The organism is Mesorhizobium sp. WSM4313, from assembly GCF_002294725.1.
Taxonomy (GTDB): domain Bacteria; phylum Pseudomonadota; class Alphaproteobacteria; order Rhizobiales; family Rhizobiaceae; genus Mesorhizobium.
In genome coordinates, this window is sequence record NZ_NSFT01000004.1 from 457246 (window position 1) to 469294 (window position 12049).

15 protein-coding genes are annotated in these 12049 nt (G+C 63.5%); 11 read left to right on the forward strand and 4 right to left on the reverse strand.

The features are described from left to right. Nucleotides 1-45: 45 nt before the first annotated feature. The 4 genes from CK219_RS12905 to CK219_RS12925 all read left to right on the forward strand — a co-directional run bounded on the left by CK219_RS12905 (nt 46) and on the right by CK219_RS12925 (nt 2155). Complete coding sequence (locus tag CK219_RS12905; protein WP_095767120.1) at nt 46-468, forward strand: hypothetical protein; 423 nt, start codon at nt 46-48, stop codon at nt 466-468. 402 nt (nt 469-870) lie between these two features. Next, a complete protein-coding gene (locus CK219_RS12910; protein ID WP_095767121.1) occupies nt 871-1104 on the forward strand; it encodes a hypothetical protein in 234 nt (77 codons plus the stop codon). A 150-nt stretch (nt 1105-1254) separates the two neighbouring features. Next, complete coding sequence (locus CK219_RS31675; protein WP_095767122.1) at nt 1255-1401, forward strand: hypothetical protein; 147 nt, start codon at nt 1255-1257, stop codon at nt 1399-1401. Between the two features lie 538 nt (nt 1402-1939). Further along, on the forward strand, nt 1940-2155 hold the full coding sequence (locus CK219_RS12925; RefSeq protein WP_141245335.1) for a hypothetical protein: 216 nt from the start codon (nt 1940-1942) through the stop codon (nt 2153-2155). Nucleotides 2156-2203: 48 nt separating this feature from the next. Here CK219_RS12925 and CK219_RS12930 read toward each other — a convergent pair whose 3' ends face one another. Continuing rightward, on the reverse strand, nt 2204-2620 hold the full coding sequence (locus CK219_RS12930; protein WP_095767125.1) for a helix-turn-helix domain-containing protein: 417 nt from the start codon (nt 2618-2620) through the stop codon (nt 2204-2206). A 97-nt stretch (nt 2621-2717) separates the two neighbouring features. Between CK219_RS12930 and CK219_RS12935 the strand changes: the two genes are divergently transcribed. After that, nucleotides 2718-3605, forward strand: a complete 888-nt coding sequence (locus CK219_RS12935) for an NmrA family NAD(P)-binding protein (protein ID WP_095767126.1) — start codon at nt 2718-2720, stop codon at nt 3603-3605. Between the two features lie 15 nt (nt 3606-3620). Continuing rightward, on the forward strand, nt 3621-4208 hold the full coding sequence (locus CK219_RS12940) for a dihydrofolate reductase family protein (protein ID WP_095767127.1): 588 nt from the start codon (nt 3621-3623) through the stop codon (nt 4206-4208). Between the two features lie 54 nt (nt 4209-4262). On the opposite strand, the gene CK219_RS12945 is transcribed toward CK219_RS12940, so the two are convergent. Both CK219_RS12945 and CK219_RS12950 read right to left on the reverse strand, forming a co-directional pair. After that, complete coding sequence (locus CK219_RS12945) at nt 4263-4514, reverse strand: hypothetical protein (protein WP_095767128.1); 252 nt, start codon at nt 4512-4514, stop codon at nt 4263-4265. A 138-nt stretch (nt 4515-4652) separates the two neighbouring features. Continuing rightward, nucleotides 4653-5906 (reverse strand): cytochrome c peroxidase, encoded by a 1254-nt coding sequence (locus tag CK219_RS12950; RefSeq protein ID WP_095767129.1) that lies wholly within the window; start codon nt 5904-5906, stop codon nt 4653-4655. Nucleotides 5907-6125: 219 nt separating this feature from the next. On the opposite strand from CK219_RS12950, the gene CK219_RS12955 reads away from it, so the two are divergent. From CK219_RS12955 to CK219_RS12970, 4 genes are all read left to right on the forward strand, one after another. Next, nucleotides 6126-7658 (forward strand): acid phosphatase, encoded by a 1533-nt coding sequence (locus CK219_RS12955; RefSeq protein ID WP_095767130.1) that lies wholly within the window; start codon nt 6126-6128, stop codon nt 7656-7658. Between the two features lie 231 nt (nt 7659-7889). Further along, complete coding sequence (locus CK219_RS12960; protein ID WP_095767201.1) at nt 7890-8312, forward strand: OsmC family protein; 423 nt, start codon at nt 7890-7892, stop codon at nt 8310-8312. Between the two features lie 5 nt (nt 8313-8317). Beyond that, complete coding sequence (locus CK219_RS12965) at nt 8318-8842, forward strand: hypothetical protein (protein ID WP_095767131.1); 525 nt, start codon at nt 8318-8320, stop codon at nt 8840-8842. 261 nt (nt 8843-9103) lie between these two features. Continuing rightward, entirely contained in the window at nt 9104-9847 is a 744-nt protein-coding gene (locus CK219_RS12970; RefSeq protein ID WP_095767132.1) for a 2OG-Fe(II) oxygenase, read from the forward strand. Nucleotides 9848-9869: 22 nt separating this feature from the next. Here CK219_RS12970 and CK219_RS12975 read toward each other — a convergent pair whose 3' ends face one another. Then, nucleotides 9870-10196: a GYD domain-containing protein gene (locus CK219_RS12975; RefSeq protein WP_176477003.1), complete on the reverse strand. Its 327-nt coding sequence runs from the start codon at nt 10194-10196 to the stop codon at nt 9870-9872. Nucleotides 10197-10415: 219 nt separating this feature from the next. Between CK219_RS12975 and CK219_RS12980 the strand changes: the two genes are divergently transcribed. Then, nucleotides 10416-12038, forward strand: a complete 1623-nt coding sequence (locus tag CK219_RS12980; RefSeq protein WP_095767133.1) for an ABC-F family ATP-binding cassette domain-containing protein — start codon at nt 10416-10418, stop codon at nt 12036-12038. The last annotated feature ends 11 nt before the right edge of the window (nt 12039-12049 follow it).

Genomic DNA, 12049 nt, shown 5'->3' on the forward strand with positions numbered 1-12049 from the left:
ACGATTACGCACTTTCGTGCGTAGCCAACATATTGGGAGGATGCGATGAAAACCATGAATCGCAGGTCTGCAATTGCTCTCAGCATGACGGCCGCCGCGGTCACGCCCTTGTTCACCCTGATGGCATCCGCAAAGACCAAGAAATACGGTCCGAAGGATGGCAAGGAGATAGCGCCCGGCATCAGAGTGGTTGAGGTCGGCACCGGCAATTCCGACATTCCCGCCTACAAGAGCATTTCAATTGTCGACGTGGTCTTCCAGCCCGGAGCGCACGCGCCCGCAATGGTGATGGACAACGACATGGTATGCACGATTACGTCGGGCGCTTTCACGATCAAGAAAAAGGACAAGGAATTCAAGCTCAAGGAAGGCGACATGTACACCTGTTCCAAGGGCAAGACCGACGAGGCGACGAATACAAGCAAGGAGGTGGGCGTGCATCGCATCGCAGTCTTGATACCTGCCTAGCAGGATGGCATCCGGCCGGACGATCGGTTGCCACGCCAGTCCAGCCGAGGCTTGGGAAAATTCGCGCGGAAGACGATGCGCGAGGCGCGCCTTAGCCGAACCAGGGACCAACCTCGTCTTGCCGCTGAGTTGTGCGCCCAAGGTCAGTGCTTGCGAGACATTGCGGAGCGCCGCCTCCATCAAGGCGGCGCCGGCGGGGCCAAGGGCCAGCCGGGCGATGACCGCGGCGACATGGACGCATTGTGAACAATCCCCTCCAGGCCGCCGTAGCGTCTGCCGGCGGCTTGGCGCCGCCTCGCGATACTGAGAGAGGCGGCTCCGAGTCCGCCAGGGGCATCACAAAAATGACGCGCTCTCACCGCTATATGCTAGGCTGGATGCGCTAAAGCAGGGTTCATCATTATGGATGCCAGCGAATTGCAGGCCATAGGCGATACGCTGATGCGCGTCGTCACCCCCGATATGAAACCGAAAGACCTGCTCAAGGCGGTGCGAAAACTGCACCCGGACGCCAAGAAGAGGGATATTGCCCGCGCGGCCTTCCACGCCATTATCGCCAACGCCGACCAGGATCCCGGCAAGTCGCGCAACCTTCAGGCCTTCGCGCTTGCCGAGCGTACCCAGCAATCGGAATAAATTGCCGCGAATTGTAGTTTTGGGCTTGCCGGAAATTTAATAAGCAATCTCTAATTTAATGGCTCAGCCGGCAGCTGGAGCCCAATTCAAGGAAAAGTGTGTCACGGTTTTCCGTCCGGAATTACCCTGGCCCCAACCGGTAATGAGCCCATGACCAAGAACCTCGGCAATGCCAAACCCAGCGCTCCTGCCAAGGAGATGAACCCCTCGCTGTTCGGCAAGGCCGCGCCGGCATTGTTTCCGCTGCTCGTCGCGGCGCTTGGCTATCTCATCGGCCGGCATTTCTTCGGCTTTTGACGGGCCGGCGTCCGGCACGCTATTTCCAGCCGGCCCAAGTGCAATTGTCGTCTCGACATCCTCCTTGCAGCTTTGGTCCTAGGGCCTAGGTCGTTCTTGTCCTTGGCCGGGCCCAAGCGCATGCTGGTGGCAGCCGGCGGCCTCGCAAACTCCGGTCAGGCCCGGCCGCCGAACCCAGTATCACCCCCCCAAAGGCTGCCGGGCCGCCGCCATCCGGCGAATTCTTCCGCGCTGGTCCACGGCCAACTGCCGCACTGCCTAAATCTGCAGTACCGCTCGGACGCCTTCGAATTCCGTTGCTGCATCGTCTCGCAGACCGAACGCCATGTCGAAGTCGAACTCGGCTGCACCTAGGCGCAATGGCATGTCTTCGCCGCCACGCTCGCTTTTATTCGTGAAACTCGCAAATATGCCGAATAACGGCGGGTTCTCTTGCACTAAAGAACAATAAGCCACGCTTTTCGGCAATTCCAGACGCGCTAGATTGTATTGCGGGTCGAAGATAGGCAGTTCTTCGAATGAAGAGCAGGAGCTGTATATGGTAACAAGCGAGCCAGACAGTGTCCGCGTAAAAACCGTTAATGGCCAATGGATCGTGCGCGTCGTCGACGGCGGCAGGCTGAAGCAGCAAGTGTTCGACATTCACGCGCAGGCCGAGATCTTCGCCGAGGAGGAGCGGCTGCGACTGGGGCTGCCGGGCGAGCCGCCGGCCGAAGAGCCAGTCGGACCGCTCCCACACGGGCGGGCTCGCTGACGGGCGAGGAGTAGCCGGACCACGCCAATCGCTGAGGTCGGAACAGACCTATCCCTGATGCTCGGCTCTGAGCCTCTCTTTCATCCGTTCAAGCGCCGGCGGACCGCCGGCCGCCAGATCGTTGGCGACCCGGGCCAACTTATCGTCGGCCTTGCGGTATTTGCTGCCCCAGGCGCCGAGCGTTGCCAGAACCGGCAAAAGGTCGATGCCGGCCTCGGTCAGCCGGTAGATCGCCTTCAGACCGTGGCTCGGGTCGTCGCTGCGGGTGAGAATGCCTTCGTCGACCAGCGTCTGCAGCCGCTCGGCCAGCGTGCGCGACGAGATGCCTTCGTCGGATTGCAGGAACTCGCGAAAGTGCCTTTTCCCGGCGAAGGCCAGGTCGCGAATGATGAGCAGCGTCCAGCGGTCGCCGAGTAGTTCGAGCGAGAGGCTGATCGGGCAGCCGGATCGTTCCTTGGTCGACATCAGTATGGTTCCATTTTTAAATCACTTTACTATTGACATCGTTCTTGCCTTGCGTCAAATGGTTCCAGAAGTAAATCATTTGAGAGAGGAGATCGATATGAACCGGCAAGTCAAGCGTACGGTGGTGGTCGTCGGCGCAACCGGCGAAGTGGGCGCCGAGGTCTCGGCCAGACTGACCGGGGCAGGGCATAAGGTGCGCGGCATCGCCCGGAGCCTCGGCGTCGCACTCGACGATCAGGCGGCGCTCGACGCCGCCTTCTCGGGTGCCGACAGCGCTTACGTGATGATCCCCTTCGATGTCACCGCGCCCGATCTGCATCACTTTGAGGACGAGGTCGGCGCACGGCTGGCGTCCTCCATCGCCAAGGCGGGCCTGCGCCGGATCGTGCTGCTCAGCGGCCTCAATGCCCATCTCAGAATGGGTACGTCGCTTGGCGCCGCGCTGATGGAAAAGCGACTTGCCGCGCTGGGCCTGGAGGAACTCGTCTATCTGCGCGCCTCCTTCTTCATGGAGAATTTCATCAAGGGCATGGGCTTCGTCGAGCAGGCGGCGTCCGGCGTCTTCGCCTCGCCCTTCCGCGGCGACCTGCCTATGCCGCTGATTGCCGCCAAGGACGTTGGCGAACGCGCCGCCGCTCTATTGAGTGCCGAACACTTTCCGATCCAGCGCGTTGTCGAATTGCACGGCGGCGGCTCCTACACGCTCGAACAGGCTACCGCGATCCTGGGCAGGGCGATCGGCAAGGCGGTCGCCTACCATGAAGTGCCGTTCGCCGATGCGCGGGCCGGTATGGTCGCCAATGACATATCGGCGAGTTTTGCCGATGCGCTGGGCGAGACGGCGGCAAGCTTCAACAGGGGCGAGCGCTGGGCGCTGGAAGCACCCTCAGCCGAAAATGCCACCCCGACCAGCTTCGAAGCCTGGGCGCAGGCTTTCGCCCGCTCGCCCGCCGCGGCGCGAGTCGTCACAGGCAGCAATTCCTGACCAGGGAGACCGGACATGAGAAAGCTCATCCTGCAGATGCAGTTATCGGTCGACGGTTTTGTCGGCGCCGACGAGGACCGTCGCTGGCAACTCTGGGAGTGGGGCGACGACAGCGCCTGGGACGAGGAGCTTAAACGGGACTTCAACGCCGTTTTCACGACCATCGATACCATCCTGTTGAGCCGCAAGATGGCTGAGGAAGGCTATCTGACCCATTGGGGCAACGCGGCGAGGAAATATCCGAAGGACCGCTTCTTTGCCTTCGCCCAGCGCATCGTCGAGGCCGAAAAGGTGGTGGCGAGCGATAAGCTCGGGGCCTCGCGCTGGGAACGAACGCGCGTCGTAAGCGGCGACTTGCCGCGTGAGGTCAACGCGCTGAAGCAAGGCGAGGGCGGCGACATCGCCGTGTTCGGCGGCGCCGGCTTCGCCTCGGCGCTGATCGCCGCCGGCCTTGTCGACGAGTTCCAGCTCTTCATCAATCCGGCCGTTCTGGGCAGCGGCCGCCGCATCTTCGACAAGGGCGGCTTTGGCAGGCTGAGGCTCCTCGGCTCCAGGCCCTATGCCAGCGGCATGGTGGTGAGCCGCTACGCGCCGGCGAGGTGAGAAGGCAATCGATGGGAGATCGCTCTGCCTGAATCAATCTGGCAGCGCGGCTTTCTAACTACCTGTCTGGCCATGCCTTTCCCGGATGGGTTGGCAACCGCCCCCGCTGACCAGCCGCAACTGCACGCCTGGCGTGATGGACCGCTGCCAAGCGGCGCGGCCGTTGCCCACGGCGGCAAACCAGCGGGCTTCGCACGATGTCAGGCCGATAAGCACCCGGCCGGCATATTCGGCCGGCGCGCCATTGGCCGCATCGAACACCGTCCAACTGCTGCCAGGCGGCTCCTGCACCGGGACGAACCTCATCGGAGACTCCATCTGTGAAGAGATGGGCAATATAGCAGGCGCGACTTGGCGTTCCTATGACGTGGTTCACATTGGCACACATTTACGGTGGATAGCACCGCTGCGGCTGCAAGCCACCAATCTCCTTGGCTGCTTGCCCTACTGCCCGGCCTGGTCGGCGTCGGTCAGCGTGCCGAGGAAGGCGACGATGTCGTCGATCTCGGCATCGGTCAGCGCCGGCTTATCGCCGGGCTTTTTGCCGTTGAAGGGCGGATCTGTGTTGAGGTTTCCCCAGTAAGCCTTTGGCAGGTCGTTGAATTTGTCGACCGTGCCGTCGGTCTTCTTCGGATACCAGCGCCCAGGATCCGTATCGCGGCTGGCGTAGAAGGCGACCGCGTCGCGCAGCGTGTGGAAATAGCCGTTGTGGAAGAAGCTTTTCCGCAAGGCAACGTTGCGCAGCGTCGGCGTCTTGAACAGGCCGCAATATTCGACGCGGTCCTTGAGATCGGTGCGCAGCGGACCGCACAGGCCGAGGTCGACATAATTGGGATCGGCATTGGCGGGGATCGCCGGGTTGCGCGGCACGGCAATCGCGATCAGGCCGTAATCGGTGAATTGCGGCGGCTCGCCGTCATTGGCCGGTTCGCTGAGATGACAGCTCGCGCAATTGCCCTTCGCTGCGTCCTCGAACAGCATGCGACCGCGCAATTCCTGCGCGGAAAGTTGCGCCTTGCCGGCGAGGAAGGCGTCGTAGCGGCTGGAATAGGGATAGAAATCGGCGCTGCTCTGCTCGAAGGTGCCCAGCGCTTCCACAGCGGCGTCGAAGGCGTCTTGCTGATCGTCGAAGACATCGGCGCCGAAGGCCGCCTTGAAGGCGCCGGCATAAGGCGCGTTACGCAGGCTGGCGACCACCTGGGCCGCGTCCTTATTGCCCATCTCGAAGGACGACAGCAGCGGGATTCTTGCCTGGTCCTTGCCGTGGTCGGCGCGGCCGTCCCAGGTCAGCCCCCCGGTCGGGCCATTGTCGACGCTTTCGTCGCCTTCGTCCTCGGAGTCGTAGAAGTGCTCCGTGAAGGCGGGCGCCGCCTGCAGGTAGCGCAGTGACGGCACGGCGCGAACGCCGGGCTGGTCAAGATTGGCTCCGCCCATTTCGACCGGTGCCGCCGAGGCCGGCCCGAAAGCATGGTTGGGATCGTGGCAGGATGAGCAGGCCTGCTTGCCCGAGGCCGAGAGCGAAGAGTCGAAGAACATCTGTCGCCCCAGCGCCGTCAGCGCCTCGGCGCGGGCGAAGGCTTCCTGCCGCGTCATCGGGCCGGGATGGACACCGGATGGCTCCTCGGTGTTGGCGGGCGTGGTGGAGGCGACGATCGTGGCCGCTGCAATGGCGATCGCGTGATTTTTCCGATGTCCCATCGTCTTCGGCGATATCCCTGATTTCTCCGCCCGGTTTCTTTGGCGGCGTAAGGATCGAGTGCAACGGATTGATGACCGGTCTTCCCGCTCACGAAACCGTGTTCGGCCGGGGCCGAACTGTCACAAAGGTGACAAGGCGTCGAAGTAGCTGGGCATTGATGCAGTTGCGTTCCTGCATTGCCGTCCTCCAGCCATTCCCAAGCCACGAGGCATTTCCTGATGATCCGGTCCTTTCTCTCCCTTTGCCTCGCCTCCACGGCGCTGGCATCGCTCTCTGCCGCTGCCCAAGCGGCGCCTGCCGGTTACGACAAGATCGACACCGTCGTCGTCATCTACGCCGAGAACCGCAGCTTCGATAACCTTTATGGCGGCTTCCCCGGCGCCAACGGCCTGGCTAACGTTTCGCCTGAACAGGCGCGCCAGCTCGACCGCGACGGCAAGCCGCTTTCCGAACTGCCGCCGGCCTGGGGCGGACTGACCGGCAAGGGCGTCACGCCGGCGGTGACGGAGGCGCAGAGCGCGCATCTGCCCAATGCGACATTCGCCATCGACGATCCCAAGGGCTTCAACGAGAATACCGGCGTCATCACCCATGATCTGTGGCATCGTTTCTATCAGGAGCAGATGCAGATCGACGGCGGCCGGAACGACAAGTTCGTCGCCTGGGCCGATTCCGGCGCGCTGGTGATGGGCCATTATGACGGCTCGATCCTGCCGATGTGGGCGATCGCCAAAAAATACGTGCTGGCGGACAATTTCTTCCAGGGCGCCTTCGGCGGCTCCTTCCTCAACCATTTCATGCTGGCCTGCGCCTGCGTGCCTTACTATCCAAATGCCGACACCAGCCCGGTCAAGGCCCAGATTGCCGTCGTCGAGCCGGATGGCGTGACGCTGAAACCGGCCGACAATTCGCCGCCCTCGGCGCTGGGCGGCGTGCCGAAATTCACCAATGACGGCGCCATCACGCCCGACTTCTACGCCGTCAACACCATGCAGCCGCCTTACCAGCCAAGCGCCAACAAGCCGGCCGAGGGTGGCGACAAGGCGCTGGCCGATCCGGCGCAGCCGACCACGCTGCCGCCGCAGCACGAGATCACCATCGGCGATCTGCTGTCGCTCAAGGGCATTTCCTGGGCGTGGTATTCGGGCGCCTGGCAGGCGGCGCTCGACGGCAAGAACGCGACGCCCGTGCCGAACTTCCAGTTCCACCACCAGCCCTTCAACTATTTCGCGGCTTATGCGCCGGGCACGGCCGCGCGGGCCGAGCACCTCAAAGACGGCGGGCTCGGCGGCACTGAGTTCATCAAGGCGATCGATGACGGCAAGCTGCCGGCGGTCTCTTTCTACAAGCCGCAGGGCAACCTCAACGAGCATGCCGGCTATGCCGACGTGACCTCCGGCGACCAGCACCTGGCCGACCTCGTCGCGCATCTGGAGAAGAGCCCGCAATGGGCCCATATGCTGGTGGTCGTCACCTATGACGAGAATGGCGGTTTCTGGGATCACGTCGCGCCGCCCAAAGCCAATCGCTGGGGCCCGGGCAACCGCATCCCCGCCTTCATCATCTCGCCCTATGCGAAGATGGGGATGGTCGATCACACGCAGTACGACACGACCTCGATCCTGCGTTTCATCACCGCCCGCTACGACCTGCCTGTGCTGCCCGGCATCGTCGCCCGCGACAAGGCGCTGCGCAACAACGACCAGCCGCCGATGGGCGATCTGACGGCAGCGCTCGACCTGACGAAGTAGCCTCTCAGAACCCGGGTTCCTCGCCCCCGCCAGAGCCGGGGGCGAGGTGTCCGCAAAGTGGACGGCGAGGGGGCTTCGCAGGGCGCTCCCCCTCTCCGTCTCGGCTTCGCCGAGCCACCTCTCCCCGATTTCATGGAGGCGAGGAAACGCCAATCGCCCACGGCCTGCCTCGGCGATTGCCTCAGTGAATTCCCGTCCGCTATCAATGGCCTCCAAACTGGAGACGACACGATGGCAGACTTTAAAGTCAGAACCCGCAATGCCGGCGCGCTTGCCGTCCTGCCGCCGGGCAGCTTGCCGGCGGTCACCACCCCGACCGGTGGCACGGTCGATGTGGTCACGCAGGTCAGCGCGCCCGGCTTCAGCCCGCTCGACCTGCTCCATGCCTCTTTGGCCGCCTGCATGGTGCTCAGCGCCCGCATCGCCGCCACCCGCCTCGGCGTCGCCGACCGGCTCGGCGAGGTGAGGGCGGATGTCAGCGGCGAGAAGGCGAAGGACGAGCCCTCGCGGGTCGAGACATTCACCGTCAGATTGGAGATCACCGGCGACCTCGATGCCGCAATGAAAGAACGGATCCTGGCGGACGCGGAAAACATCTGCACCGTCTCCAACACGCTGCGCGGCGCGCCGGCGCTTCGTTCCACGCTGGGGTGAGCGCAATGGCGCATCTATCCCCCATTGACTACGCGACCGCCTCGGACGACATCCGCGCCGAGCACGACCGAGAGCTCGCGCTGCGCGGCCGCAGGACCAACATGAAGCGCATCCTGCTTCACTCGCCGGCCGCCCACCGCATCTACGCCGAATGGTTCACGCTGCGCGACCTTCTCAAGCTCACACTCGACGACCGCGCCATCTGGCTGTTGTCGAAAGCGGTCGCCGAAACGATGCGCGCCGAGATTCCCGTGACGTTCTTTCGCCGCGCATTGATCGAGAACGGGCTCGACCCCGAAGCGATCGAACCGACCGCCGACGAGACGCTGCTGATCTCCTTCGGCATGGCAATCGCCGCCGATGCCAATGCCGTCCCGGCAGAAACCTGGGCCGCACTCAAGGCGCGCTACGACGAGACGCTGCTCGTCAACCTCACCGCCTTCGCCGGCATCATGGTGGCGACCTGCGTATTCACCAATGCGGTGAAGGTGGATCTCGATCCGGAGCTGGAGATGTATCGGAGGCAGTGAGGCGCGACTTCTCCTTCTCCCCCTGTGGGAGAAGGTGGATCGGCGCGTTAGCGCCGAGACGGATGAGGGGTGTTCCAGCTTGGCGATAAGATTGAAATCGCCGCCGCCTCATTCCTTCCAGCACCCCTCATCCGACCTCGCTGCGCGAGGCCACCTTCTCCCACAAGGGGAGAAGGGAAAGCCGGCGCCCACCCCCGCAGGAATCGGGTGGCCGATGCTCATCCTTCGCCCCACTTTGACACCAAGCGAAGGAGCCAACCCATGACCATCCATTCCCTCAACACCAAACGCGCCAGCCGCTCCGCCGAATCCCGCGTCGCAGCACAAGATTGGCGCGCGCTGATCTCTGAACTCAACGCCCATGGCTGTGCCGTCATGCCCGGCATGCTGTCGGCGGAAGAATGCGCCGATATCGCCGCGCTCTACCCGCATGAAGAGCATTTCCGCAGCCATGTCGTGATGGCGCGCCACGGCTTCGGCAAGGGCGAATATCGGTATTTCAAATATCCGCTGCCGGACCTGATCGAGGGCCTGCGCACCGCGCTCTATCGGCGCCTCGCCACCGTTGCCAATGACTGGAACGAGAAGATGGGCGTTGCCCAGCGCTATCCGGCCGAGCACGCCGCCTTCCTGAAACGCTGCCACGACGAGGGGCAGGTAAAGCCGACGCCGCTTCTGCTGCAATACGGCCCCGGCGATTTCAACTGCCTGCACCAGGATCTCTACGGCGAGCTTGCCTTTCCGTTGCAGGTGGCGATCTTGCTGTCCGAGCCCGGCGAGGATTTCACCGGCGGCGAATTCGTGCTCACCGAGCAGCGCCCGCGCATGCAAAGCCGCGCCGAGGTGGTGCCGCTCAAGCGCGGCGATGCGGTAATCTTCGCCGTGCACAACCGGCCGGTGGAGGGCACGCGAGGTTACTATCGCGTCAACCTACGCCACGGCGTTAGCCGCCTGCGCTCGGGCAGGCGACATACGCTCGGCATCATCTTCCATGACGCGAGGTGACACTCCCCGCGGCGGCGTTTTTTTACGCTCCCGGCCGCCGATAACGGATCGATTTCGCCCTGCCCAGCGCGTCCATCGTCTCCTCGACGCTGAGGAGGACGGTGGTCTCGCAGGAGCTGAGCGCCCCTCCGGCACCGATGGCGAGCACGACGGACGCCATCGAAACATTGTCCGGCGCCTCCCACAGGTTCCAGCCGTCGTGCTCGCCGAACGCGTACCAGAACCCGTGCAGCTTTCCGCCCACCGATTCTATGTATGAGCTGGCTGCCTTGCGGCGATCTTCGGGGTTTTCGATCATTCGCGCCCATGTCTCGGGCGTGTAGCTGAAGCGCGTCAGGTACATGGCCATGGTTGACCTCCCTTGCCAGAGCCCATCAAGTGGTTGGCTCCAGCACTAAGCGCTCGATCTGTCGGCGACGCGAATCAATTTTACCTCGGCTGGGTTCTGCCCCAAAGGGAATAGGCCGAGCGCGGCATGCGGCGCTTCTGCCTCTTCCCCTCGTGCCCGCATTCGCGTAATGCCCCGGGCAAATCCCCGCCACGTCAGCGAAGTTTCCCGGACCGTCCCATGATCCGTCTCGAAAATATCGGCAAGCAGAACGGCCGACAGATCGTCTTCATCGAAGCTTCCGCCGCCTTGCAGAAGGGCGAGAAGATCGGGCTTGTCGGCCCGAACGGCGCCGGCAAGACGACTCTGTTCCGCATGATCATTGGCCAGGAGCAGCCCGATGAAGGTCAGGTCTCGGGCGATCGCGGCGTCACCATCGGCTATTTCAGCCAGGATGTCGGCGATATGGGCGGCTTGAGCGCCGTCGCCGAGGTCATGGAGGGCGCCGGACCGGTCAGCGCGGTCGCTGCCGAGATGCGCGAGCTTGAGCACGCCATGGGCGATCCCGACCGCGCCAACGACATGGATCAGATCATCGAGCGCTACGGCGAATTGCAGCACCGCTTCGAGGAGCTTGACGGCTATGCGCTCGACGGTCGGGCGCGCGAGGTGTTGGACGGCCTCGGCTTCAGCCAGGAGATGATGGACGGCGACGTCTCAAAACTCTCCGGCGGCTGGAAGATGCGCGTGGCACTCGCCCGCATCCTGTTGATGCGGCCCGACGTCATGCTGCTCGACGAGCCGTCGAACCATCTCGACCTCGAAAGCCTGATCTGGCTGGAGAAATTCCTCAAGGATTACGACGGCGCGCTGCTGATGACCTCGCACGACCGCGAGTTCATGAACCGCATCGTCACCAAGATCATCGAGATCGACGCCGGCGCGCTCACCTCCTATTCCGGCAATTATGAATTCTACCAGGAGCAGCGTGCGCTGGCCGACAAGCAACTGCAGGCGCAGTTCGAGCGCCAGCAGGCGATGCTGGCCAAGGAGATCGCCTTCATCGAGCGCTTCAAGGCGCGCGCCTCCCATGCGGCGCAGGTGCAGAGCCGGGTGAAGAAGCTCGACAAGATCGACCGCGTCGAGCCGCCGAAGCGCCGCCAGACGGTGGCCTTCGAATTCCAGCCGGCGCCGCGCTGCGGCGAGGACGTGGCGACGCTGAAGGGCATCCACAAATCCTATGGCAGCCGCTCGATCTATTCAGGCCTCGACTTCCAGATCCGCCGCCGCGAGCGCTGGTGCGTGATGGGCGTCAACGGCGCCGGCAAGTCGACGCTTTTGAAGCTGGTGGCCGGTGCCTCCGAACCGGACGAGGGTTCGGTTGTGCGCGGCCCGAGCGTCAAGATGGGCTATTTCGCCCAGCATGCGATGGAACTGCTCGATGGTGAGCGCACCGTCTTCCAGACGCTGGAGGACAATTTCCCGCAGGCGGGCCAGGCGCCGCTGCGCGCTTTGGCAGGCTGCTTCGGCTTTTCCGGCGACGAGATCGAAAAGAAGTGCCGCGTGCTTTCCGGCGGCGAGAAGGCGCGGCTGGTGATGGCGCTGATGCTGTTCGACCCGCCCAATCTGCTGGTGCTCGACGAACCGACCAACCACCTCGACATCACCACCAAGCAGATGCTGATCGAGGCGCTGTCGCAATATGAAGGCACCATGCTCTTCGTCTCGCATGACCGCCATTTCCTGGCCGCGCTGTCGAACCGCGTGCTGGAGCTGACGCCCGAAGGCATCCACACCTATGGCGGTGGCTATACGGAATATGTCGCCCGCACCGGCCAGGAAGCGCCGGGGCTGAGGGGGTAGGGGGCAATATG

What these genes read in the sequence shown, in the direction of transcription:
- CK219_RS12980 (WP_095767133.1), top strand. Translation starts at nt 10,416, where the DNA reads ATGATCCGTCTCGAAAATATCGGCAAGCAGAACGGCCGACAGATCGTC.
- CK219_RS12910 (WP_095767121.1), top strand. Translation starts at nt 871, where the DNA reads ATGGATGCCAGCGAATTGCAGGCCATAGGCGATACGCTGATGCGCGTC.
- CK219_RS31675 (WP_095767122.1), top strand. Translation starts at nt 1,255, where the DNA reads ATGACCAAGAACCTCGGCAATGCCAAACCCAGCGCTCCTGCCAAGGAG.
- CK219_RS12925 (WP_141245335.1), top strand. Translation starts at nt 1,940, where the DNA reads ATGGTAACAAGCGAGCCAGACAGTGTCCGCGTAAAAACCGTTAATGGC.
- CK219_RS12930 (WP_095767125.1), bottom strand. Translation starts at nt 2,620, where the DNA reads ATGTCGACCAAGGAACGATCCGGCTGCCCGATCAGCCTCTCGCTCGAA.
- CK219_RS12965 (WP_095767131.1), top strand. Translation starts at nt 8,318, where the DNA reads ATGGCGCATCTATCCCCCATTGACTACGCGACCGCCTCGGACGACATC.
- CK219_RS12935 (WP_095767126.1), top strand. Translation starts at nt 2,718, where the DNA reads ATGAACCGGCAAGTCAAGCGTACGGTGGTGGTCGTCGGCGCAACCGGC.
- CK219_RS12945 (WP_095767128.1), bottom strand. Translation starts at nt 4,514, where the DNA reads ATGAGGTTCGTCCCGGTGCAGGAGCCGCCTGGCAGCAGTTGGACGGTG.
- CK219_RS12950 (WP_095767129.1), bottom strand. Translation starts at nt 5,906, where the DNA reads ATGGGACATCGGAAAAATCACGCGATCGCCATTGCAGCGGCCACGATC.
- CK219_RS12960 (WP_095767201.1), top strand. Translation starts at nt 7,890, where the DNA reads ATGGCAGACTTTAAAGTCAGAACCCGCAATGCCGGCGCGCTTGCCGTC.
- CK219_RS12905 (WP_095767120.1), top strand. Translation starts at nt 46, where the DNA reads ATGAAAACCATGAATCGCAGGTCTGCAATTGCTCTCAGCATGACGGCC.
- CK219_RS12955 (WP_095767130.1), top strand. Translation starts at nt 6,126, where the DNA reads ATGATCCGGTCCTTTCTCTCCCTTTGCCTCGCCTCCACGGCGCTGGCA.
- CK219_RS12940 (WP_095767127.1), top strand. Translation starts at nt 3,621, where the DNA reads ATGAGAAAGCTCATCCTGCAGATGCAGTTATCGGTCGACGGTTTTGTC.
- CK219_RS12970 (WP_095767132.1), top strand. Translation starts at nt 9,104, where the DNA reads ATGACCATCCATTCCCTCAACACCAAACGCGCCAGCCGCTCCGCCGAA.
- CK219_RS12975 (WP_176477003.1), bottom strand. Translation starts at nt 10,196, where the DNA reads ATGGCCATGTACCTGACGCGCTTCAGCTACACGCCCGAGACATGGGCG.